The following is a 23483-nucleotide window of genomic DNA, read 5'->3' as shown; positions in this document are numbered from 1 at the left end:
CCTTGTGGGAATCACAGTCCGGCTAAGTATTGATGGCAATAGAATGCAATACTGATGAGCTTTGAGAGATATAAGGATGCGAAGATTGAGCAAAATACTCAAAGTAGTACTGCCCAAGTGAGCTGGAGTGACCATTTGAACACCCTTGACCCCATGGACTTGAAGATCCTCTTGGAACTGATCAAGGATCCCCGTATCCAGATCGCCGAACTCAGCGACGAACTGGGCATAGCCCGCAACACGGCCCAGAGCAGGGTCAAGCGCCTTCTCCGCTCCGGCGTACTGCAAGCCGCGGGCCGGGAAGTGGACCTCGAAAAGGTGGGCTACGACGTCGTCGCGTTCGTCACCATTGAAGTCACCCACCGGGAACTCGACGGAGTGATTGGCGCCCTGCGCCTCATCCCCCAGGTGCTGGAGGTCCATGAAATCTCCGGCCGCGGCGATCTGTGGTGCCGGGTAGTGGCAACGGATACCCATAACCTGCAGTCAGCGCTGCGCTCGGTACTCCGCACCAAGGGAGTCATCAGGACCGAGACGGTCCTTGCCCTGCACACCCATATCCCGTACCGCACCGAGCCACTTATCGGGAGGATGGCGGCAACACCAACACGGTCCCGGCACGAGGGCCGCAGCGCCGGGGCGGAGTCCTGAACGCACTAGGCTTTTAGGCATGGATTGGCTCTCTCACATCTCGCAGATCAACTGGCTCGCCGTACTTCTGGCCTTCGTTTCAAGCATGGTGATCGGCTTCGTCTGGTACATGCCGGCAGTCCTTGGCCGCAGGTGGATGCAGGCAATCGGCAAAACCGAAGACGACCTCAAGAACATTGAGGGTGGCGCCGGTATCTGGGTTCCCATGATGGTTGCAGCTGCCGTGACCAGCCTTCTCCTCGCTGTCCTCATCAGCGCCCTGGATCTCAACACCTTCCTGGGCGGCGGCTTCCTGGCACTGCTCATTGCCGTGGTTTTCCGTGCCGGCGGCCACGTCATCCACAACGGCTTCGCGGGACGTCCGTTTGCAGTGACCCTGATCGACTCGGGCCACGACATTGTGGCCATGACCCTTGCCGGCGCCATCATCGGAGCCATGCAGTAGCGTTCAACCAGTGACCATCATCGATAACGCCGTATATGTAGACGGCGTACGCACAGCCACCCCGCATAGCCTCGAGCAGACGTTTGAGACCCTCGCGGAACATGGCGGCATGGCCTGGATCGGCTTGTACCGCCCCACCAAAGAAGAAATGGCAGCCGTCGCCGAAGAGTTCGGACTTCACGAACTCGCTGTGGAGGACGCCGTTTCGGCACACCAGCGGCCAAAGCTTGAGCGCTACGACCACAACTTGTTCACGGTCCTCCGACCCGCCCGGTACCTGGACGACACCGAAACGGTGGAATTCGGCGAGCTCCACGTCTTCACGGGACCGAACTTTGTGGTGACCATCCGGCATGCCGAAACCGGTGGCGTGGCCCGGGTGCGCAAGCGGCTTGAGGAGCGTCCGGACCTCCTGCGCCACGGCCCGGAGGCGGTGCTCTACGCCCTCCTGGACCAGGTGGTGGACGATTACGCTCCGGTGGTTGCAGGCCTGGAGAACGACATCGATGAGATCGAAGACCAACTCTTCAGCGGTGACAGCGCCGTTTCACGTCGTATTTATGAGCTGGCCCGCGAGGTCATCCAGTTCCAGCGCGCCATCCATCCCCTGCCGGACATGATGGTGCTCCTGGAAAAGGGCTTCGAAAAGTACGGTGTGGACATTGAACTCCAGCGTTCCCTTCGCGACGTCGAGGACCACGTCCAGCGGGTAATCTCCCGGGCCAACTCGTTCCGGGACCTCCTCCAGAACGCGCTCACGCTCGATGGCACACTTACGGCCAACCGCCAGAACGAAGCGAGCGCCGCGCAGAACGAGCAAGTCAAGAAGATCTCCTCCTGGGCCGCCATTCTCTTTGCACCGTCCTTTGTGGCAGGTGTGTATGGAATGAACTTCGACCATATGCCTGAGCTGCATTGGGACTTCGGCTATCCCCTGGCGGTGGGCCTCATGTTTGGCGCCGCTTTGCTCATGTACGTCATTTTCAAGCGCAAAGGCTGGCTGTGACGCCTCTGTTGAGGCCAGTTCCGGGTTCGACCCGGGACACCGTGCGCACCTTGCTTGAGGGCATGGAGCACGACGCCGGACGGGCAGGTTTCGTGCTTGAGCCCAGTCAGCGGCAGGCAGCAGCGCGGCTGGCGGCCTTCGGCGCCCAACTGACGGGCCGTCGTCGGGCCCTATCCCGTAAGGTGCCGCGCAGCCTCTACTTCCACGGACCGGTGGGCCGCGGCAAGACCTGGCTGATGGACAGCTTCTACGGAAGGCTGGATGCGCGGAAACGGCGTGTCCACTTCCACGACTTCTTCCGCATGCTGCACGCTGGAACGCGCGGCTTTGAGGCCGGCAATGGAACAGCGATCCAGCAATCCGTTGATGCGCTCCTTGACGGGATCGAGGTGCTGTTCTTCGATGAATTCCACGTCCAGGATGTTGGCGACGGAATGTTCATCGCCCGGTTGTTGCGGTCAGCTGCGCAACGCCGCATCCCCCTGGTAGTGACCTCGAACTACGCTCCGGAGAACCTACTGCCCAATCCCCTGTGGCACGACCATTTCCTGCCCACCATCGAGGCCATCAAAGAGATGATGGACATCGTGGAGATCAGCGGGGCCTCGGATTTCCGGCGCTTCCCGGCTGAAGGAACCGTCCCGGCCGCCGGGCCGGACGCCTTCCGCTCAGGCCACATCATCTCCCCCGGCACGCCCAGGCAACTGGGGCGCCTGGGCCTCTTCAGGCCCACACCAGCTCAGAGCCGCGTGCTGAGCCCCACCACCCAACCCCTTGTGGTGAGGAATTCAGATCCAGACCTCCTGTGGATCGGCTTTGCGGAGCTGTGCGCCGGGCTGACCTCGACATCGGACTTCCTGGTGTTGGCGGAAACCTATAAAACGTGGGTGATCGACGACGTCCCTTCACCGGCAGACAGCGATTCGACGTTGGCTCCTGCCTGGCAACGGTTCGGCAACGTGGTGGACGTTCTGCACGATCAGGACATCACGCTGTTTTTGATCGGCGAGGGACCCTTGGACTGGGACATCGAGGCATCCGGTGCTGATTCACGTGTTTTGCCAGTGGACCTCGCCCGCATTGCCAGCCGCTTATCCCTGCTGAACCGCTCCCAACCCGACGATGCGCGGGAAAACGAAGAGGCCGCCGGAAGCTAAGCATCCAGCGGCCCCTTGGAGTATTCTCCCGAGGTGGGAGTTAGATGACGCCTCCGGCGGCGGAGGGGGCACTGGTATCGTTTCCGCCATCGCCGACGGTTTCGCGGGCAACATAGTTCTCGATGTCGAAAAGGTTCTCGGCGCGTTCGGTGATGTTCAGCAGCGTGGTCATGGAAGCAACTTCCTCAACCTGCTCCTTGAGGAACCACAGCATGAACTGCTCACCCAGGGCATCACCCTCTGCACGGGCAACACGGAACATCTCCTCAATGTTGCGGGTGACTTCCTTTTCCTGTTCCAAGGCGAGCGCAATGGGCTCCTTGGCGTTGGTGAAGTTGTTGCGCACCGGGGCAATGCCCGGGATTTCCACGTGCACGTTGCGGTCCAGCATGTACTGGACCATCATCATGGCGTGGTTGCGCTCTTCCAGGGACTGGCGATAGAAGTGACGGGCCAGCTGCGGCAAGTCTTCGCCGTCAAAATACACGGCTACTGCGATGTATTGCTGGGAGGCTGCAAACTCATTGGCAACCTGGGCGGACAACAGCTCATTGAAAGTCTTCTTAGCCATGGCTCGATCCTACAGGCGGACAATGACACTTTCGGTGGTGAGGTTCACCACTCCTCAGGGCAGCATCAAGCTGACCCACACGCCCGCGGCGGCGGCCATGACGCTCACTGCCATGGTCCCCAGCCCGTTGATGACAGCCAAGGTTGTACGACCACTTTGCACCAGCCGTATCGTCTCCAGGCTGGCGGTGCTGAAAGTGGTGTAGCCGCCCAAAAATCCGGTGCCTAGGATCAGGAGAAGCGACTCCGACGCCTGGCCGCGCATGAGGAGTCCCGCCAAAAAGCCCAACAGCAGCGAGCCCGAAACATTGATGGCCACAGTCCCCCAAGGGAAGGCAGTCTTGAGGCGTGACCGGACAAGTCCATCGACGACGAACCGCGCCGCTGCGCCCACACCACCGGCCAGGGCAAGAAGGATGACGGTCACGTTCGATGCCCCCTTGCGCGCCTGTGGTGCCACGCTCCTAACCAGATTCCTGCCGTGGTGGCGGCTGCCCCACCCAGCAAACTCGCTGCCAGGTATCCCGCGGCGGCGGTAGCCGCCCCAGCGCTGAAGAGGTGTACCGCGTCCAGGGCAAAGGTGCTGTAGGTGGTGTAGGCGCCCAGGAAGCCAGTGCCCAAGGCGAGCCGCAGGACCCGGCGATTGCCGACGTCGGGTCCTCTGCGTGAAAGGCCCTCCAACAATGCGCCTAACGCGAGGGCGCCCGAGAGATTGATCACCAAGGTGGGAAGCGGCCACGCTCCGGGTGCAGGAATGGCCAGCCCCAGCCCATACCTGGCCAGGGCTCCGAACACTCCGCCTGCCGCAACCAAGGCGATGAATTTTCCCTGGAGATGGAGGGGGTTATGTTCCTTAATCGTCGTCATCGCCGGTGGGGACCCGGGGGTTGACGGGAACAACAAGCACCGGCCGGCCCTGGCGGTGGAAAAGGTGGCGGGCCACCGATCCTGCCGTCAGTTCCTTCAATGCGGCCGTCAGCTTATGCTCCCGGGTGCCCACCACGATCATGGAGGCACCTATGTCCTCCGCTTCACGGGCCAAGGCCCGGGCAGGCTCACCCGCCAGATGGACCAGGGACCATTCCACGCCCTTGCCATCCAACTGGTCACGGAGGGTTTGCATCAGTGATTCCGGAATCCGATGAAGGTCCTCTTCCATGGCGTCCGGGTCGATAGGCGCAGCCGGACCTCCAGTAGTGCCGTCCACCGGATACATAGTGACGTCCGCATACGCGCACACCAGGGGTAGTCCGGCACCGGCAGCCACGGCTGCCGCGTGGTGGAGAACCACCGGATGCTGTCCCGGCATGACGCCTGCCAGGATGGGGCCGGCCGCATGGGTAACGGCCTCGGAACGCGGAGCGGGAGTCTCTGTCACAGGGAAAGTCTACGGCGCAGATGCGGCGGAGCTACTGAGGTGAAGGCAGCATGCCGGAGCCTCAAAGCTGGCGGCGGCCTGACCACAGGCCAAATACCAAGGGGATCACGGAGCCGATCATCAGCACATTGCCCAGTCCAGGATCACCGGCTCGCAGGACAGCTCCGGCGATCAGGAGTGCGCCGAAAATCAACGCCGCGACTGCCCGCCGTGCCGTCAGGAGCAGCCGTGCCATTTGCTGCTCCAAGCGCCGGTTGCCCACTTGAAGGGAACCTTCTTCGACCCGCGTCACCAGCCCGTCCAGCCGCTTGGGCAGGCGCAGGGCGATGGCGGCGGCTTCGACGGTCTGGGACGCGACATCGTTGATCAGGTTGCCACGCTCATCCCGCAGGAGCTGCGCCGCGTACGGCTCCACCGAGTCCCACAGGTTGAAGCGCGCATCCAGGGAGCTGCACACCCCGGACGTCAAGGACATGGCCCGGACGATCAGCAGGAAGTTCTCCGGCAGCTGGAAGGGCAGTGACCGAATCACGCTGCCGAACTCGGTACCGAATTCACGGAACTCCCGTGGGTCAACATCGCGAAGCTCGGCGAAACCCATTCCGCCAAAACGGGCGAAAAGCTGTGTCATAGCCCGCTCAAGCTCAGCGGTATCGGCCGACTGCATCAGCACTCCCACATCACTAATGGCGGTCACCAACCCCCTGCCGTCCCTTGACGCGGCTGCGATCAGGAGCTTCCTCAGACCGCTGCGTGTGGTGAGGGGAACCTCTCCCATCATGCCGAAATCAATAAACGTCAGCTTCCACGGATGTTCACCGGTGGGATCCTGGGATGGTGTCACAAAAATATTGCCGGGATGCGGATCCGCGTGGAAGAAACCATTGGTGAACAACTGATCAAACATCACCGAGGCAAACACCGGCGCAACCTCGGCCGGGTCTATCCCGGCCATCCGAAGCGACTCCGCGTCCGTGATTTTGATGGCAGTGACATCTTCAAGGGTCAGCACGCGGCGGGTGGTTCGTTCCCAAACCACCGCCGGGACAGTCACCCGGGCGTCCTCGGCAAAGTCAGCCGCAAAGCGCTCCGAGTTGGCAGCTTCATTCAGGTAGTCGATTTCCTCGAGGCTGGTCTGTGCGAATTCCTTGATCAGGGCGGGCACATCTGCACGACGTGAGACAAGGCGGATACGGCTAAGCCAGCCTCCCACTTTGCGTAAAGCAGCTAGGTCGACGTCCACAATCCCGGCTATGCCAGGCCGCTGCACCTTGAACACCACGCTGCTCAGCCCGGTGTCCTCCGCATTGCCGGCGAGCAGCTTGGCCCGGTGTGCCTGCCCCAGTGAAGCTGCCGCTATGGGCGTCTCTTCCACCGAGGCAAACACCGATTCCAAGGGCGCGCCGAGTTCGGCTTCCGCCAAGGCCCGTATGGCTGGAAACGGCACAGGCGGAACTTCGTCCTGCAGCCCCTCCAACTCCGCCGTGATTTCCGGTGGGAGCACATCAAGCCTGGAGGACATGAATTGGCCAACTTTGATCATCAGCCCGCCAAGCTCCACCGCGAGGCCGTGAAAACGCCGGGCGAAACGCCGCATTCTGGTGGGTCGGCTCCGTTCCGTCAGCCCCCGCAGGCCCACCCTGGGCAGGAAAAGCTCAAACCACCAAGTCACCGCCAAGTGCCAAGCGGCGAATCGAAGGATTCGACGATAGCGGGCACGGGGGTCCCCGACTCCCCTGCTGGAACCAGCCCGTTCGCGCCGAACCGACGTCACCCCGTCAGTCCTGGGCGAGGATCGAGTACAGGCGGCGGCGAGCCTCCTCCAGCACCGTCACAGCCTCCTGCACTTGCTTTGGTGTCCCAGTACGGCCAACCTGCGCTGCGGCTTGCGCCAGGTCCACACCTGCCTTGGGCAGTGCGGCGAAGCCCGGGCTGGACTGGGTTCCCAGGGAGTCCCAAGGGGCGGAGGTCTCTGAACCCGCCACATCTTCCCGGCCTGCTTCGGTCAGCGAGTAGATTTTGCGTCCGCTGGATTCCTCTGCGCTGACGAAACCCTCGTCTGCCAACAGTTGCAGGGTGGGATAGACCGAGCCCGCGCTTGGCTTCCAGCTGCCGCCGCTGCGCTCCTCGATTTCATGGATGATCTGGTAGCCGTGCATGGGACGCTCCGCGAGCAGGGCAAGAATCGCCGTTCGCAGTTCGCCCCTGCCCGCGCGGGTGCCGGAACGCTTTTCGAACCGGGAGCGGAACTCCTCCACGGCCTGCCACATGCCGTCCAGGTTGTTGCCCATAAATCCGTTTGCAGGGAATGAATTGTGCATCAAGCTCACCTCAGTCAGTCGCGAACGATACTAAACGATAGTTAACGATATACCCCATTGAGGCTGCGAAACAACGAAAACGGCAACGCATGGGCATCGCCGTTGGAGCCGGCGCACAAGGGGCACAGGAGGAACCCGCGAATGATGTTGTTTAGGCGCAGGGCCGGACAGCACTTCTGGGCGATGCCGTCCGGCCCTCGCTGCGGAACCTTGGGGCAGCTCCGGCGAACGAGGGGGATCATTGGCCGTTGCATGGGATCCGCTGGGTTCAGTAAAGACGATCCCTGGTTCGGGCACACGAGTAATTGGTACTCGTCTTTCACCTGTGTAAGAGGGGGCCGCTACTTGCCGTGTGGTGGCAGCGGCGCCAAATGTGGAGCTAAGGAGATTCGAACTCCTGACCTCTTCGATGCGAACGAAGCGCTCTACCAACTGAGCTATAGCCCCTGGACCAGTCAATAACCGTCCGGCCGGTGTCCCTAGGCTACAAACTTTCCCGACGCTTTTCCAACCAGGACACGAACGTCTCCACGCCATCGTTCTGCCCGGGGATCAGGTTGTTGCCAGCCCTCAGGAAATCACCCATGCCTCCTGGCAGGGGAACCTCCACGATCCTGCCCCGGGCACCGGTAACAGCCTTCCAGGACACGGCCATCTGCCGCATGGTGAGCACTTGCGGGCCCACCACCGTGCGCAGGCGGTGACGCTCAGCGGCGGGTTCTTCCAGGGCAGCGTCGAGCAAGGCCTTGGCAACGTCCACGGGCGAGATTGTCTGGAAGCTCGCGCCCTTGAACACGGGAATAAGACGCACCTTGGAACCGGAGGCGAAAATCATCGCCACCAGGCCGTGGAATTGAGTTGCCCGGACCACCACGGTCTCCAGCGGCGACTCGGAGTACCTGCGCTCTTTACGGGCTTTCGAGACGTAATACGGGTACGTGCTCAGATCGCAGTTGATGATGGACAACGCCACCGCCCTGCCGACCCCCGCTCGGTGAGCCAAGGCAAGTAGCCGGGCACCGCCGTCGGCGAATTTTCGCTGCGCCTTGCCGAACTGACCTTCAAGGCAGTCAATGACGACGTCGGCACCTGCCAAGGCGGTCGCCAGGCCTTCTCCGGTGGTGACGTCTCCCGCAACGTAAGTGACGTCGTCGTGACGCTTTTCTGAGCCAAGAGGGGGCACACGTCGGGATAAAGAGGTCACCTTATGCCCCTCAGCTACTGCCCTACGGGCAACTTCGCGCCCCACCTGGCCTGTACCGCCCGCGACGCAGATGCTGGCCATGGGTGACTACGCGCGGCGGCGCTGCAGGACGTCGTCCAGGTTACTGAGCGCACTCTGTCCCTTGGCAGACGACGCGGCAGTTACCTCCGCTTGTTCAGCACCTTGCTTCAGGACGGGCTTACCCACCGGCTTGGGAGCCTCCGGGAGATCCAAGGGTTCAGGAGCGGGCCTCGGGGCCTTGGCGGCTTCAACATACGTGGGCTTGGGAACTGCCACAGGCTCCCAGCTGGAGCCCCTGGCCTCGGTTGCCTGCGCCGAGGTGTCCCCGGCGGCAACGGCGACAGCCAGCGCAGCCTGGCGAAGCTCAAGAGCGGACAAGCGTGCAGCTTCACGACTGGTGGCTTCGGCGTCGAAAACCGAGGTTTCCTTCGCTTCCACGGCCGGCTCCTTGGGCAAGTAGCGGGCAGGCGTCGGGATGGGCGCCGCCTGGGCCGCACGGCGTGCCCGGCGTTCGCGAAGATCCCTGAGAGCGAGCTTCCGCAGCGTTACGACGGCAAGCACGGCACCAATCAAGGACACCAGCGGCAACCAGAATGACGCGGCGCCAAAGACCAGGAGTATGCCTGAAACGATCGCCGTCACCAGCAAGGCCAAGCCCGCCAAGGCCAACGTGAGCCGGGCGTAGCGGATGGTGAAGGGAGTGGTGGGCGCTTTCCGCAGCGACGGCTCGGCCACGCGGGAATCCTGGGGCGACGCCGGTGCTTTGCTGTGCATGGTCTCCATCGGTTTCTCCTGCTGAGGTGCCAAAGTCAGTACCACCCCTGCCTGCGGTTCGTCTGGTTCGTCGATTGGCTCTGCTGAAACAGTGGCCGTTTGGACTTGTTGCCGCCTGTTCCGGAGAACATAAGGCGCCACCCAGACCATCCACAGCGCAACAGTGACCACGAGTATCACTGAGCTGCTGAGAGGGAAGTCCACATTCAAAACCGTAGAAGCAAATCACCGGGGGCGGCGGCATTGCGGCCGGTGTGTCGTCGGCGAGTCCGCAAATGACTGGATATACGGCCAAAATGCCCCGTGACCTGCCCGTTTATTGTCTAAGCCACCGGCGGAGCAGACCTTCAGGAACTTCATCCGCGGTCAGGGCAAAGGATCGGTGGTCAGCCCATTCGCCATTGATATGCAGGTACCGTTCCCGATACCCCTCATCCCGGAATCCGAGCTTCTCCACCACCCTAAGGCTGGGAGTGTTCTCCGGTCTGATATTGATCTCCATGCGGTGCAGGCCCAACACCTTGAAACAATGATCGGTAGCCATGGCAACCGCCGTGGGAGCAATACCGTGTCCTGCCCGCTCCTTATCCACCCAGTAACCCAGCGTGGCCATCATCGCCGATCCCCAAATGATGGAAGAAACAGTCAGCTGTCCCACGATGAGCGGCTCCCGGTATCCCGGGGTCCTCTCAACGATGAGGAAAGGCAATGCTGTGGACTGGCGCGCCTGATAGTTCAGGGAGGCCACCATCTGCCGATAGCTGGGCAGGCGCCCACCCGGAGCCGGGTTGGACGCCTCCCAGGGAGCGAGCCATTCACTGTTCCGCGAACGGACTTCAGACCACTCCCGCTTATCGCGGTATCGGATAGGGCGAAGAAGCAGGTCTCCGCTTTCCAGCGTCACCGGCCAGATCGCAGAGCCGTGCACCATGCGTTTGTTTACTTGGGGAGCGCGGCAGTGAAGGCCGGCAGCCACTCACGAAGTTCAGGACCGAGGTCTTCACGTTCGCAGGCAAGCTCAATGCAGGCCTTGAGGTAGCTGAGTTTGTCGCCGGTGTCGTAGCGGCGGCCGCGGAATACAACGCCGTACACGCCGTAGCCTTCGCCTTCGCCTGCCGCCAGAACCTCCAGGGCATCGGTCAGCTGGATCTCGCCACCACGGCCCGGTTCGGTCTTTTCAAGGACATCGAACACGGCCGGGTGCAGCACGTAGCGCCCGATCACGGCGAGATTGGACGGGGCCTCTTCCGGAGAAGGCTTTTCCACGAGCTGCTTGATACGGACGTAGCCGTCCTCGCCGATCTCTTCGACGTCGGCGCAGCCGTAGGCGCTGATCTTGGAGGGTTCCACCTCGATCAGGGCAACCACGGAACCGCCGGTCTTCTGCTGGACGGCGATCATGTCGCTCAGGAGGTTATCGCGAGCATCAATCAGGTCATCACCGAGGAGTACGGCGAAAGGCTCGTGGCCAACGTGCTGCTTTGCACGAAGCACCGCGTGGCCCAGGCCGTTGGGATCACCTTGGCGGACGTAGTGGATGTCACCGAGGTTGGTGGCGGATTGGATGGCCTCAAGCTTGGCGGTATCGCCCTTCTCGGCCAGCGTCGCTTCCAGCGCCGGCACGCGGTCGAAATGATCTTCCAGGGCGCGTTTGCTGCGCCCGGTGATCATCAGGACGTCGTGCAGGCCAACTTTGACCGCTTCTTCGACGACGTACTGGATGGCTGGCTTGTCAACCACGGGCAGCATTTCCTTCGGCATCGCCTTTGTTGCAGGCAGGAACCGGGTACCAAGACCCGCTGCGGGGATGACGGCCTTACGGACAGCATTGTTATCGAGAGTCACCGGACTAATGTAACGGAAGGAATACATCATCGGCTAAACCCTCGCCGCGCCGGGACAACATTTCTGCCGACCGGATGGCAGCTTTGTTGCCGCACTTGCATCAGGCGAACCTCACGATCGGACACCCATGGCATCAAAGGAAGACCTCCGCAGCAGCCATCGCCTCCAAAGGCGGACCCTTTCCCCCGAGCAGATCGCAGCCGCCGGCAGGTCGATCGCGCAGCATGGAACGGCGTGGGCGGCTGCAGCCTCCTCCTCCACGGAGGCCACTTTTGCCGTCTACCTCGGCGTCGCCTTTGAACCCCCCACCATGCCGCTTATCCAGGCACTGCATGAGGCCGGGCACAGGGTCCTCCTTCCCGTTTGCGAGCCCGGCAGGCAGTTGAGCTGGGTCTACTGGACCCCGTCAACAGTTTTTGTGCGCTCGTCCTATGCTCCTATCGACGAACCGGAGGGCGAACGGCTTGAAAGCCAAGTGGTGGCCGGGGCTGCCGGAATCTTCATGCCTGCCACAGCAGTGGACAGGGACGGCAACCGGATCGGCCAAGGCGGCGGTTATTACGATCGGCTCCTCCAAGGACTCGACGCTTCCGGCGGGCGGCCACCCACCATTGCGGTAATTTACGACGACGACCTGTTGCCTTCGGGTTCGATTGCCGCCGAACCATTTGACCGCCCCGTTGAGGAAGTGCTGACTCCCTCCGGCGTAATCCGGCTCCACGACCCGGCAGATCCCGACGGCCCGGCGGGTAAAGCCTGAGGCGTACAGCGCGGCCGCATTGGATGCCCGTGAGGTCCGGCACATGCGCTGGCGCATGCGCGGTGGACGGATGATAGAATTGGCACTCAGGCCCTGCGACTGCTAATGGGAAGAGAAATCTTCACCATCGCCGCACAGGACCTGACCTTTGTCCTGAAGGAGGAACTCAGTGCCCACATACGCATACGCCTGCAAAGACTGTGACCATGCCTTTGACATCGTCCAGTCCTTCTCTGACAGCTCCCTGACGGAGTGCCCCGAATGCAAGGGCGCCCTTCGCAAGAAGTTCAACAGCGTCGGCGTCGTCTTCAAGGGCTCGGGTTTCTACCGGACTGATTCCCGCGATGCCAAGGGCAGTACTGTTTCAGCTGCGCCGGCTGCACCTGCCTCCGCGTCGACTGCTCCTGCTGCCGCCCCGGCGCCGGCGGCTGCAGCCAGCTGACTCCTGCGGCGCGGTTTTCCACATAGCCCTCCGGGCCGCTGTTTGAGGTGCCGATCGGCTGGCTAACGTGGCGGCATGCCACAACAGTCTCGAAGCGCCCTCCTTGCCCGTGCCCGGCGTTCAGCGTCCACTAATGGTCCCCGACGCCCGGCTACCTCCGCCGCTACCGGGCGGGCATCTCTCCGCTCTGGTGCTTCAACGTTCCCCCGGTCTCTGAATCGTTCGTCCCCCCAGCGCGGAAGGCGAAGGATTGGCTCGTGGATTGCCCGGAACCGCCGGCTCACCGTTGCCCTCCTGCTGTGCTTGGCCGCCGGCATTGCCGTCCAGCAACTGACCCCGGTATCTGAGCAGCGGGTCACCGTCCTGGTGGCCGCGCGTGACCTTCCAACGGGAACCACTCTGACAGAAGCGGACTTCGCGAGGGTGGAAGTGCCCCCGGACCTCGCCATTTCCGGAGTGCCCTCAGACGCTGGAGCCCTCGTCGGACGCCAACTGGCTGCAGCTCTAAGCCGGGGGCAGATCCCCACGGAGTCCAGCCTCCTGGGGCCTGGGCTTCTCACCGGATCACCCGTGGGTACGGCCGCCGTACCCGTGCGAATGGCCGATCCGTCCTCCATCCAGCTCCTCTCCCCCGGCCAGTTGGTCACTGTGGTCCTCACCGCAGCTGGATCCTATGACGAGTCGAGGCAAACCCAGGTACTCGCCGGTCCCGTCCCTGTTCTCTGGACCTCAGCCCATGGAGGAAAAGGGGGCGAATGGCTGGGCACCAGCGATACCGAAGGATTAGTGGTGGTTGCCGCGGATCCACAACAAGCAGAAAAGCTTGCCGGCGCGTCAACGCAAGGCAAGCTTTTCTTTGTTTTGGTCAGCCCATGACGGGCGGTTCCGGCGCTGGCCTTCGGTCAGCCCCAGTGCGGCGGCTTTTGTTCCTTCAGCCACTGCTCATGATCGTAACCGGACTCATCGCCCCAGCGCCGGGGGTCGTCTTCGGCGGCCTTCGTGGGAAGAATGCCACTGACGCCGGGTTTGACTGTAGCGGCCTGGGCGTCGGAAGCCTCTTCAGCGGTATCGTCGCCGGACGCTGCAGATTCCGCCTCTGTCCCGTCTTCCGGAGAGGTTGTTTGTTCCATCAGTGGTACTTCTTTCCCGGTTTCTGTTTCGCTGTCTGCGCCACCTGTAGCTTCATCGAGCCGGGCGGATGTCTTTTGCACCGGACTCGGAGCAAACGTTGGCTGCCCCTTATCCACACTCAATTGTTCAACGTCCATGTCAAGGAAGCCATGTTGCGACGAGGACCGCGGAATATGATTCTCCAGCCCCAGGTAGGAACCGATGCGATCAGCGCACGACGAAGGATCGGTGAAGACCTCAATGGTCCACAGGGACATGTAACGCCATCCCATGCGCTCCAGCAGTTGAGGCCGCAGCCTGCTGCGCTCCCGGACACTCATCCGGCGGTAACGCTCGGTGCCATCTGACTCAATGGCAACCGGGGTGGGAATTTCTGCTCCCTCCCGGCCAATCGTGTGAACGGGATCAGCGGCAGCAGCAATATCCAGCACGCCATCATAGAGATGCCAGACACGGGCTCCGCGTGCCCGCAGGCGTTCTCCGAGATCAGCAACCAAGGGATCCTCACCGAGGGCCTGTTCACTGGCAACAGCACGGGACGCGGGCGTACCCAGATTGCTGTTTCCGGAGAGTTCCCGGTCCAGCAGTTCGTAGAAGTCCACCGCGCCGTGAGCCAGCCGATCAAGGTCAAGGTCCTCGGGACGGAAGCAGCTCAGGACATGCATGGAACGCCTCGCTCGGGTCATGGCCAAAGCGAACCGGTTCCGGCCACCCTCAGCGGACAGCGGACCGAACGTGTGCAGTGCGCGGCCATGCGGCGTGCGACCGTAGCCGAGCGAGAAAATCACGTGGTCACGCACCAAGCCCTGCGCGCGCTCCAAATCCACTACACGGAAGGACTCCGGGCCGGCTCCGAAGAAGGTGGACAGCAAAGGGTGGTTGGGCAGTTGAAGCCTGATGGCCTCGCCGATGCGGGCGGCGTGGCGAAGGCTGGCCGTCACTACAGCCAAAGAGGTGCGGGGCCGGAGCCTGGCGTGTTCGAACACCAGGTCAACGACGCGGTTGACCTCGGCGGTCACGGATTCAACGCCCTCATGGTCCGCGCCGGGAAGCCCGGTGCCATCGGGAATGTACTCCACCAGGATGGAACGGTCCAAGCCCGTGACCGAGTTGCCGTCAGGCAAGCGGCGCAGGCCGCCGTCGTAGTAATTTTTGCTCAGCTGAAGGATCAGGTCCTCGTCCACTGCCCGGTAGACCCAGTTCAGTTGCCACGTGGGAAGGACCCTTGCCAGTGCTTTGAAGGCGCTGTCGACATTTTCGTGGCTGGCGACACCGGCTACCGGCGGCTCCACGGCAACGCTGAAGGTACGTGCATGGGCGATCTTCGCGTCGCCGAAGGCCACCACCTGCTTCGCCCGCGCGATGGCAGGAAGGACGGCCTGCAGGGAGGTGGACTCGGCGTCTATCACCACCACGGCGTCGAACTTTTGCTCGGCCGGGAGAACTCCCGTCAGGAGATAAGGGCTGACCGACCACACGGGCACCAACAGCGGGACAAGATCCGGCGCTTGGGCACTCAGGGCGGGCAAGGTGACCCTGCCATCCTTCAGGAGGGCGCGCAGCAATTCCGCCTGCCTGGGGTGGTCAAGCAGCCCCTGGCGCCACTTCTGCGCCAACTGCCAGCGGAGACGGGCTGCGCCACTGGCGATGTGCGCCTGATCTGCAAGCCTGTATTCAGCTTCAAGGCGGCGCAGCGAATCGCCGTCGGACATGGCCAGGTAGTCGTCACCGCTGATCATGGCTTCCAAAGCGGACTGCCACCACGCCAGATCCAATTCAGCGGCCACGGAGGCGGCGGGAACTTCCCGGGCAGCGAGGTCGGATAGAAGCTCACCCAGGCCGTGCTCACGCATTTCTTCAATCAGGAGGGTGCGCTCAGGGAGGGTCTCCAACGTGGCGGTGTCGGCAACGAGCCGTTCCAACCGCTCCATCAGCTCCAAGTAGGGGGTTCCGTGCAGGGAGCCACCGTCCCTGGTGTGCTTGAGGGCTGCACCGAGACGGTGCAGTTCTCCATCCAGTTCCCGGTAGAGCGAACCAAGATCGGCAAGTCCCGACGGCACTGCCGGGTGACGCTGGGTAGTGGCGTAACCGGCCCACAGGGCCCGCTGCTCCTGAACCAGGACCAGGGAACTGTGGAGGTCGGCAATGTGCACTCCGGGCCGAACGTATTCCTTGGCTACCCGGCGCAGGCGGGAACGCTGCATGGAGGGCATCTCCAAGTTGCGCTCACGACGCCAGGCCGAGCTGGCGGTGGCGGAAATGAGGTCGTGCACCGGCCGGTCGAAAATGTCCGGAGTGAACTTGTCCAGGCTCTCCCGGACAGCAATGAGCAGCTCGAGCTGCGCACCCCATTCGGTGAAGGTATCCCCCAGCCGGATTTCAGCGTGATCGGACACCTGCTTCATCCGATCCCGCAGGATGGGGAGCTTCTCCTCCGCCAAGCGGGCGAGCTGCTGGGCTTCCTCGGTTTCTTTGCGGGTGACCAACCGCGCCCCGTACCAGGGACTGGAGGTGGATGCCCGGCTGAAGCTGCCAAGCTCAGCTGCCCGGCGCAGGCGCCCGGCCAGTTCCTCCCGGTCCTTGATATTGTCCAGCACGCTGCGCTTCAGGCGGACCGTGGTGGAAGGTGCGGGATGGATGGATGTCAGTTCTGCAAGGGATTGCATGGCCTGGTACGGCGAGCAACCCCAGCGATCACGGACATTATGCAGCGAGGCTACGTGGTCCATCAGGGCGTGCCGGTGTCCGGTCAGCGTCTGGTGCAAGTTACCCAGTTGAGGTTCAAGGGCTTTTTCATTGCGCATGATCGCGCGAACCAGCTGGCCCTTGAGTTGCTGAGGCGTAGTCCCGTTACCGGGGCGGAACAGCATGGAATCAAGGCCCAGCGATTCAAGGTGCGCGGAAAGTCCCGCCAGGCTGGACTGCCTGTCACCTACCACCAGGACGGATTTTCCTTCGCTGACCAGCGCGCCGATCGCGTTGATGGCCGTCTGGGTCTGTCCACTTCCGGGCGGGGTGCTGACAACCAGGGAATCCCCTGCACGGACGGCATCCACCACGTACTGCTGGTCTGTGTCGGCATCGAGCAGGAGGAGCTCATCTGCCGGGTCACGCAAGTCAAGGCTCGGGAACCGGCCCGCCTTGATGGGCTCAGGCTCAATATCACCACCGTTTGCCGCAACAGCAAGGGCCGCTACGGTGGGGTTGTTCATGTTGATCCAAGGATCATCGAGGTTACCGGAAAGGTCAGCCAGGGTGGTGACCAGCAAGTTGAACTCAACCTCGGCCCCATGAATGGGCTGGACCAGTGTGGCCAGGCGGTCCAGCACTGGCTGGGGATCGAACCGGGCAGTGTTGTAGGCCATTCGGGCTACGGCATTGACGTCAAAGACGATGCCGTGCACTGATTTGAGGTGGCGCACCAGGGCAGGATTCATGCGCGCCTGCTCGGTGAGCTGGAGCTCAAAGTCATCTTCGCCCGGCCGAATGGTCAGGATGATGGAAGCGAGCATCACCGGCGCCGAGACCCGCTGCGGCTTTCCGCCCACGGCGGAGGTCCACACAACGGTGCCTGCGGACAAATAACCGGCTTCAATGCCGCGGTCATTGCTCAGCTCAAAGATCTTTGACCTGATGTTGCGGGCGGCGCGGGCCGCTACGAGGTACTGCTGCCTGTCCCGGATCAGTGTGGACAGGCGTGTTCTGCGACCTGCCAGCAACTGCGCCAACCCCGACGGGTGCGCGTTGCTCAGATCGATGGCGCCTTCGGGCGTCTTGACGAAACGCAGCATCGTGTCCGCCCCGGTGACGGGTTTAAGACCAGACAGCCATTTGCGGAGCTCTTCGGAGCCCTCTTCCTGGCCTTGACCTAATGACACAACTTCTGCCTTCTTTTCTGTACTAGCTTTAGACGCCTTGGACCATACCGGCATACCTTCGAGGGTAGCGGGAATACCTTGGCACTCCGCTCCGCAACGCTGTTCAGACGCGAAATTCGCCGTCATTTCACAGGTGCCTGCCGAATTGGCAGAGACACCGTGAGGGTTAAGCACAGTGGCCGGCCTCCCAGAGGAAGCCGGCCACTTTAGAATGCTATTCCCACTCGATGGTTCCCGGTGGCTTGCTGGTGACATCCAGCACCACACGGTTCACACCATCAACCTCATTGGTAATGCGGTTGGAGATGCGGGCCAGGAGGTCGTAGGGCAACCGCGACCAGTCAGCCGTCATTGCGTCCTCGGAGGACACCGGACGCAGCACGATCGGGTGGCCGTAAGTTCGGCCGTCACCCTGAACGCCAACGCTGCGGACGTCGGCCAAAAGGACTACCGGCATCTGCCAGACATCGTTATCCAGCCCTGCGGCCGTAAGCTCCGCACGGGCAATGGCGTCAGCCTTGCGCAGGAGGTCCAACCGTTCTTTGGTCACTTCGCCAACAATGCGGATTCCCAGGCCGGGGCCCGGGAAGGGCTGGCGGCCCACGATTTCCTGCGGCAAGCCAAGCTGGGCACCCACGGCACGGACTTCGTCCTTGAACAAGGCCCGCAGTGGCTCAACGAGCTCGAACTGCAGGTCCTCGGGAAGCCCACCCACGTTGTGGTGGCTCTTGATGTTCGCAGCACCTTCGCCGCCGCCTGATTCGACGACGTCCGGGTACAGGGTTCCCTGAACCAGGAACTTGATCTTCTCGCCTTCGGCAGCAGCCTGGGCGATAATCGCCCGCTCCGCTTCTTCAAAGGCGCGAATGAATTCGCGGCCAATGATCTTGCGCTTGGTTTCGGGATCGCTGACGCCGGCCAAAGCCGACTGGAAACGCTCCTGCTCATTGGCGACGTAGAGGTTGACTCCCGTGGCCGCCACGAAGTCGCGCTCAACTTGCTCGGCTTCGCCTTCACGCAGGAGTCCGTGGTCAACGAAGACACAGGTCAGCTGGTCGCCAACGGCGCGCTGGACCAAAGCCGCAGCTACAGCGGAGTCCACGCCACCGGAGAGGCCACAGATTACTTTGGAGTCCCCGATCTGCTCGCGGATCCGGTCCACCTGCTCTTCGAGAATGTTGCCTGTGGTCCAGTTGGGGCTCAGGCCCGCACCCTTGAACAGGAAGTTCTCCAGGACGTGCTGTCCAAGGACGGAGTGCTTCACTTCCGGGTGCCACTGCACACCGTAAAGGCGCTTCTCATCATTGGCGAAGGCAGCTACCGGAGCTCCGGCCGTGGTGGCCAGGACCTCGAAGCCCTCAGGGGCTTCGTGGACAGAGTCGCCGTGGCTCATCCAGGTGTTCTGGGACGCCGGGACGCCATCGAGGATGGAGCGCGCGTCACCTACCAGGAGGGCTTCGGTGGCACCGTACTCCCGCAAACCGGTCTGGGCTACCTTGCCACCCAGGGCATTGGCCATGGCCTGGAATCCGTAGCAGATGCCGAACACGGGAACACCGGCCTCGAAGAGGTCAGCACCCACGAACGGGGCACCCTCTGCGTACACGCTGGAGGGCCCTCCGGAAAGGATGATGGCTGCCGGGTTCTTGGCCAGAAGCTGCTCGGTGGTGAAGGTATGCGGAACAATTTCCGAATACACATTCGCTTCGCGGACGCGGCGGGCAATCAGCTGCGCGTACTGGGCACCGTAGTCAACAACCAGCACCGGCTTCTGGGAAGTTTGGGGTGCGGTGGGAGTAGTCACCAGACAAGACTACTTTGCCGAGCCGTCCCGGTGCACCTTGGCGGAGGCGGCCAGGGGCCAAAAAGCCCCTGCCGTAAGGCATCTCACAATGCACCCCTCCGCACATCCCGCAATGGGATGCCGTGCGCTCCTAGTATCGCTTGGAGGCCCGCGGGTTGGCGGCAAGCTCGGCTTCGACCTGCGCGTGGAACTTCTTCTCCACGATGAAGGACAGCAAGGGGATGACGCCGCCCAAAGCCAACAGGATCATCTTTGAGAACGGCCAGCGCATGAGCGACCACAGCCGGAAGTTGGACACCAGGTACACCACATACATCCAGCCGTGCACGATCAGTACCGACGTGGAGATGTTGAACCCGCCGATCACGCCTTTGGGCTCGGATTCCGCGAAACCGAAGCCGAAAGGCTGGCCCGTGACGGCGTTCGTGCCGCCGGCGAAGAGTGAGACTCCAAATCCGTAGCGGGCGATCAATTCCGCACACAGCAGGAGCAGCATGGCACCGGTCAGGTACGCCATGACTTTGTAGAACTTCAAGGCCGAACGGATCTGGGCTTCCGTTCCGCCAAACCGCCGCTTCTTGGGCTTGGGTCCGGATTGCTCGGGCTGGATGGCCGGTTTTGGCTCAATCATTGCTGCACCTTTTGTTCTGGCTCTGGGCTTGTAGGTTCTGTGGTGGTCCCGGAAGGAGCGGACGGGTAGGCGTCGTCCTCAACGTCGTCGTCGTAGTCTTCGTCTTCTTCGAGGTCGCGACGGTAGTCGTCCTTGACCAGGCGCCACCAGATGAAGAGTGAGAACCCGGCGAAGACAACCCATTCCACGGCGTAGAAGAGGTTCAGCCAGTTGACCTGCTCCGCGGGCGGCTGGGGCGGGATGTTCAGTGCTTTGACGTCATCATCAAGGGGAAGGACCGCACCCCCGGACTCTTCAGACGTCGCAGCGATGAACCCCGGGTAGCTGGAGACTTCCCACTTGTTGATGAGTTCCGCGGCTGAAACCGCGGACGCACGGCCTGGACCAGCGTCGACGTTGGGAACGGGCGCTTCAGAGGGAATAAGGCGACCAGTCAACGTGATGGTGCCCGACGGCGGAGGGCCGGCTTGGGCGGCATCGGCCACCCAGCCGCGCGCCACAGGGATCCAGGTTTGGGCAGAGGCAGCAACACCGCTCAGAGTCGGAGCGTTGTTGACGGCAAAGGCCGAGACGATCCAGAAACCCTTTTGGTTGTTGTAAAGGCGGCCCTCTACAAGAACCTGCTTGGCGGGATCGTAGGTTCCGGTGGCGGTGACCATCTGGTCCGAGACGGATCCGGGGAAGAACTGGCCGGGTTTGAGGACGTCCACCAGCGGTTTGACTTCTTCAATGCTGGACGGCGCCGGAGGCTCGTGCTGGGCGGACCGGCTGAGCTGCCACTGGCTGAGCAGCACAAACACCCCGGATAACAGAAGCGCAAAGACCAGTCCTGCGATCCAGCGGGGTTTCAACGCGGTTTTCAACACCCCTTAACCGTACTTCGTCCGGCTGTAGAACAACGAACCGGCTAAGGGCGGGGCTGCTGCCCCAAGAGTGGGGCAGCAGGGTCCCTACGTGGCGACGAAGTCGACACGAAAGGGCCTGCCCCTGGAGTGGGGCAGCAGGGTCCCTGCGTGGCGACGAAGTCGACACGAAAGGGCCTGCCCCTGGAGTGGGGCAGCAGGGTCCCTACGTGGCGACGAAGTCGACACGAAAGGGCCTGCCCCTGGAGTGGGGCAGCAGGGTCCCTGCGTGGCGACGAAGTCGACACGAAAGGGCCTGGCCCAATCTTTAGTGGTCGAAGAACACCAAGCTGGAGTTGATCAGTTCGGAGATGACCTCGGGATCGTGGGCCCGCCGGAGGGACTCACGGAAAGACTCCTTGGACAAGGAACGCGCCAGGGTGGCCAGGACCTCGAGGTGGTCGGAGAAGGAACTGGCAGGGGTGGCGATGAGGAGGATCAAGGTTGCCGGGCCGTCGGTTGCCCCGAAGTCCAGGGCGTGGCCGAACTTGGTCACCCCCACGGCGATCGAGATCCTGTCCACGAACTCGCTGCGGGCATGCGGAAGGCCGATGCCGCCGGGGAGTCCTGTGGCCAGTTGGTGCTCCCGTGAGTGCACCTGCTCCAGGAAGCCTTCAAGGTTGGTGATCCGGCCGGCAGCATGGAGCTTGTGGGCCAGCTGGGCAGCGGCGTCGATCTTGTCCTCGGCGACAAGTTCAAGGATGACGGTGTCCGGGGTGGTCAGTTCTGCGTCATACCGGTCAAGTGGTTCAGCCAAGTGTGTTCCCTCCAGTGTGGCCTTCCGGCCGCATTTTCCTGAGCTGGTCAGCGAAGGGGAACGATGTCATCCACTCCCATGCGCGCGGCATCGGCCGATTCGTCGTCGGGTTGCTGCTGGCTGAGCCGTTCAGCGTCCACGCGTGCCAGGTAGTGCTTGATCTCGCTTTCGCGCTGATTCTCGCTCCAGCCAAGGATTTCTCCCATCAGCTTAGCTACTACCGGGACGGCTGCCACACCCCGGTCCCACGATTCGATCGAGATCCGGGTCCGACGCGTCAAAACATCGTGGACATGGCGGGCTCCCTCGTGCGTTGTTGCGTAGACAACCTCAGCGGCGAGGTAGTCATCGGCACCAGGTAGGGGCTCCCCCAGTTCCGGTCGCCGGGAGATCAATTCCAGGACTTCCTGCGTCATGGAGCCGTAGCGGTTCAACAGATGCTCAACCCTGGCGACGTGGACGCCTGCTTCCTCGGCAGAACGCCCCCGCCGGTTCCAGGCTGCCTTGAAACCCTCCGCTCCCAGCAAGGGGATGGTCTCGGTGCAACTGGAGGGAACCCGCTCGTCCATGGCCCGGGTGGCCTCGTCCACGGCGTCCTTGGCCATGACGCGGTACGTGGTGTATTTGCCGCCGGCTACCACCACCAGCCCTGGAACAGGATGCGCAACCACATGTTCCCGGGAGAGTTTGGCCGTGGAGTCGTTCTCGCCGGCCAGCAAAGGCCGTAAGCCGGCGTAGACCCCTTCCACATCCTCACGGGTCAGTGGACGCTTGAGGACTTTGTTGACGTGTTCCAGGACGTAGTCGATGTCCTTGCTGGATGCAGCGGGATGGGCCTTGTCCAGTTTCCAATCGGTGTCCGTGGTGCCGATGATCCAGTGGCGGCCCCAGGGGATGACAAACAACACCGACTTTTCAGTGCGAAGGATCAATCCCACCGTGGATTGGAAGCGATCGCGCGGCACCACCAGGTGAATGCCCTTGGAGGCGCGGACCTTGAGTTGGCCGCGGTCGGTGACCATGGCTTGTGTTTCGTCCGTCCAGACTCCGGTGGCGTTGACCACCTGCTTTGCCCGGACTTCAAAGGTGCTGCCGTCCTCTTGGTTTTCCAGCTTGGCTCCGACCACGCGTTCGCCCTCGCGGAGGAAGTCCACCACGCGCAGCCTGTTGGCCGCATGGGCACCGTAGTGGGCCGCCGTCCGGACCACGTTGACCACCAGGCGGGCGTCGTCCACCTGTGCGTCGTAGTAGCGGATCGATCCCACGAAGGCATCGTCCTTCAGGCTGGGAGCAGCGCGCAGGGTTCCACGCTTGAAGAGGTGCTTGTGCATGGGAACGCCGCGGCTGTGGCCGGAGGTCAACCCCAACGTGTCGTAGAGCATGATGCCTGCACCGACGTAGGGACGCTCCCAGAGCCTTCGCGTCAGCGGGTACAGGAAGGGCACGGGCCGCACCAGGTGGGGTGCTATCTGCTGGATCAGCAGTCCCCGTTCCTGGAGCGCTTCCTGGACCAGGCCGAAATCAAGCATCTCCAGGTATCGGAGGCCTCCGTGGATGAGCTTTGAGGACCGGGAGGAGGTACCTGAAGCCCAGTCCCGTGCTTCCACGATGCCCACTGTGAGGCCCCGCGTGACGGCATCCAGGGCAGCTCCGGCTCCCACCACGCCGCCACCTACAATCAGGATGTCGAGCTCCTTGCCGGCCTCGGCAGTGGCTTTCAGGACTTCGATTGATGCGGCACGGGATTCCGGGCTTAGCGCTCCCGGGGAACTCACCTGCGGACCGCCTGCGACATTGCTCATCGGA

The 23483-nt window shown here is 62.6% G+C and carries 23 protein-coding genes and 1 tRNA gene; 7 read left to right on the top strand and 17 right to left on the bottom strand.

The window, feature by feature from the left end; all coding sequences use genetic code 11:
• Positions 1-135: 135 nt before the first annotated feature.
• Genes M1D51_RS06935 through zapE form a run of 4 tightly spaced genes read left to right on the top strand, consistent with a single transcriptional unit; the run spans position 136 to position 3259 of the window.
• Positions 136-651: an Lrp/AsnC family transcriptional regulator gene (locus M1D51_RS06935; RefSeq protein WP_458109021.1), complete on the top strand. Its 516-nt coding sequence runs from the start codon at positions 136-138 to the stop codon at positions 649-651.
• A gap of 19 nt (positions 652-670) precedes the next feature.
• The gene (locus tag M1D51_RS06930; RefSeq protein ID WP_458109020.1) at positions 671-1096 is read left to right on the top strand and encodes a DUF1761 domain-containing protein; all 426 of its coding nucleotides are present in this window, start codon (positions 671-673) and stop codon (positions 1094-1096) included.
• A gap of 10 nt (positions 1097-1106) precedes the next feature.
• Positions 1107-2102 (top strand): magnesium/cobalt transporter CorA, encoded by a 996-nt coding sequence (corA, locus tag M1D51_RS06925; protein ID WP_172325453.1) that lies wholly within the window; start codon positions 1107-1109, stop codon positions 2100-2102.
• Positions 2099-3259: a cell division protein ZapE gene (gene zapE, locus M1D51_RS06920; protein WP_458109019.1), complete on the top strand. Its 1161-nt coding sequence runs from the start codon at positions 2099-2101 to the stop codon at positions 3257-3259. The genes corA and zapE overlap by 4 nt, the downstream gene beginning before the upstream one ends.
• Before the next feature lie 40 nt (positions 3260-3299).
• Here the strand turns inward: zapE and M1D51_RS06915 are convergent, their stop codons facing one another.
• The 11 genes from M1D51_RS06915 to galU form a co-directional block, all read right to left on the bottom strand.
• A complete protein-coding gene (locus M1D51_RS06915) occupies positions 3300-3830 on the bottom strand; it encodes a ferritin (RefSeq protein ID WP_141285964.1) in 531 nt (176 codons plus the stop codon).
• Between the two features lie 54 nt (positions 3831-3884).
• A complete protein-coding gene (gene crcB, locus M1D51_RS06910; RefSeq protein WP_458109018.1) occupies positions 3885-4256 on the bottom strand; it encodes a fluoride efflux transporter CrcB in 372 nt (123 codons plus the stop codon).
• Positions 4253-4696, bottom strand: a complete 444-nt coding sequence (locus M1D51_RS06905; RefSeq protein ID WP_458109017.1) for a fluoride efflux transporter FluC — start codon at positions 4694-4696, stop codon at positions 4253-4255. Before M1D51_RS06905 ends, crcB begins: the two co-directional genes overlap by 4 nt.
• Positions 4683-5207 carry a universal stress protein gene (locus tag M1D51_RS06900; protein ID WP_458109016.1) on the bottom strand — a complete coding sequence of 175 codons (525 nt, stop codon included), beginning with the start codon at positions 5205-5207 and terminating at the stop codon, positions 4683-4685. Before M1D51_RS06900 ends, M1D51_RS06905 begins: the two co-directional genes overlap by 14 nt.
• 61 nt (positions 5208-5268) lie before the next feature.
• A complete protein-coding gene (locus M1D51_RS06895) occupies positions 5269-6981 on the bottom strand; it encodes an ABC1 kinase family protein (RefSeq protein ID WP_458109015.1) in 1713 nt (570 codons plus the stop codon).
• Between the two features lie 4 nt (positions 6982-6985).
• Positions 6986-7528, bottom strand: coding sequence for a PadR family transcriptional regulator (locus M1D51_RS06890; protein ID WP_458109014.1), 543 nt, complete (start codon positions 7526-7528; stop codon positions 6986-6988).
• 374 nt (positions 7529-7902) lie between these two features.
• Positions 7903-7975: transfer RNA gene (locus tag M1D51_RS06885), tRNA-Ala, on the bottom strand.
• Between the two features lie 37 nt (positions 7976-8012).
• Positions 8013-8813, bottom strand: a complete 801-nt coding sequence (locus M1D51_RS06880; RefSeq protein WP_458109013.1) for an SDR family oxidoreductase — start codon at positions 8811-8813, stop codon at positions 8013-8015.
• A 6-nt stretch (positions 8814-8819) separates the two neighbouring features.
• On the bottom strand, positions 8820-9698 hold the full coding sequence (locus M1D51_RS06875; protein WP_458109557.1) for a hypothetical protein: 879 nt from the start codon (positions 9696-9698) through the stop codon (positions 8820-8822).
• A 145-nt stretch (positions 9699-9843) separates the two neighbouring features.
• Entirely contained in the window at positions 9844-10458 is a 615-nt protein-coding gene (locus M1D51_RS06870) for a GNAT family N-acetyltransferase (RefSeq protein ID WP_172325339.1), read from the bottom strand.
• Positions 10459-10466: 8 nt separating this feature from the next.
• Entirely contained in the window at positions 10467-11402 is a 936-nt protein-coding gene (galU, locus tag M1D51_RS06865) for a UTP--glucose-1-phosphate uridylyltransferase GalU (protein WP_458109012.1), read from the bottom strand.
• 97 nt (positions 11403-11499) lie between these two features.
• Here galU and M1D51_RS06860 point away from each other — a divergent pair, with 97 nt between their 5' ends.
• The 3 genes from M1D51_RS06860 to cpaB all read left to right on the top strand — a co-directional run bounded on the left by M1D51_RS06860 (position 11500) and on the right by cpaB (position 13450).
• Positions 11500-12132, top strand: a complete 633-nt coding sequence (locus M1D51_RS06860) for a 5-formyltetrahydrofolate cyclo-ligase (protein ID WP_458109011.1) — start codon at positions 11500-11502, stop codon at positions 12130-12132.
• A gap of 169 nt (positions 12133-12301) precedes the next feature.
• Positions 12302-12574, top strand: a complete 273-nt coding sequence (locus tag M1D51_RS06855; protein ID WP_458109010.1) for an FmdB family zinc ribbon protein — start codon at positions 12302-12304, stop codon at positions 12572-12574.
• Positions 12575-12649: 75 nt separating this feature from the next.
• Positions 12650-13450 carry a Flp pilus assembly protein CpaB gene (gene cpaB, locus M1D51_RS06850; RefSeq protein WP_458109009.1) on the top strand — a complete coding sequence of 267 codons (801 nt, stop codon included), beginning with the start codon at positions 12650-12652 and terminating at the stop codon, positions 13448-13450.
• A 26-nt stretch (positions 13451-13476) separates the two neighbouring features.
• Here the strand turns inward: cpaB and M1D51_RS06845 are convergent, their stop codons facing one another.
• The 6 genes from M1D51_RS06845 to M1D51_RS06820 form a co-directional block, all read right to left on the bottom strand.
• Positions 13477-17637 carry an AAA family ATPase gene (locus M1D51_RS06845; RefSeq protein ID WP_458109008.1) on the bottom strand — a complete coding sequence of 1387 codons (4161 nt, stop codon included), beginning with the start codon at positions 17635-17637 and terminating at the stop codon, positions 13477-13479.
• Between the two features lie 160 nt (positions 17638-17797).
• Positions 17798-19387 (bottom strand): glutamine-hydrolyzing GMP synthase, encoded by a 1590-nt coding sequence (guaA, locus tag M1D51_RS06840; protein WP_026539875.1) that lies wholly within the window; start codon positions 19385-19387, stop codon positions 17798-17800.
• Between the two features lie 130 nt (positions 19388-19517).
• The gene (locus M1D51_RS06835; RefSeq protein WP_458109007.1) at positions 19518-20018 is read right to left on the bottom strand and encodes a DUF3817 domain-containing protein; all 501 of its coding nucleotides are present in this window, start codon (positions 20016-20018) and stop codon (positions 19518-19520) included.
• Positions 20015-20884, bottom strand: a complete 870-nt coding sequence (locus M1D51_RS06830; RefSeq protein ID WP_172324750.1) for an SURF1 family protein — start codon at positions 20882-20884, stop codon at positions 20015-20017. The genes M1D51_RS06835 and M1D51_RS06830 overlap by 4 nt, the downstream gene beginning before the upstream one ends.
• 304 nt (positions 20885-21188) lie before the next feature.
• Positions 21189-21677 (bottom strand): PTS sugar transporter subunit IIA, encoded by a 489-nt coding sequence (locus tag M1D51_RS06825; RefSeq protein WP_026539873.1) that lies wholly within the window; start codon positions 21675-21677, stop codon positions 21189-21191.
• 47 nt (positions 21678-21724) lie between these two features.
• Complete coding sequence (locus M1D51_RS06820; protein ID WP_172324752.1) at positions 21725-23479, bottom strand: glycerol-3-phosphate dehydrogenase/oxidase; 1755 nt, start codon at positions 23477-23479, stop codon at positions 21725-21727.
• Positions 23480-23483: the final 4 nt, after the last annotated feature.

The sequence above is a fragment of the Arthrobacter sp. R3-55 genome, from assembly GCF_054161505.1.
This window is presented reverse-complemented; position numbering and strand designations above follow the sequence as displayed.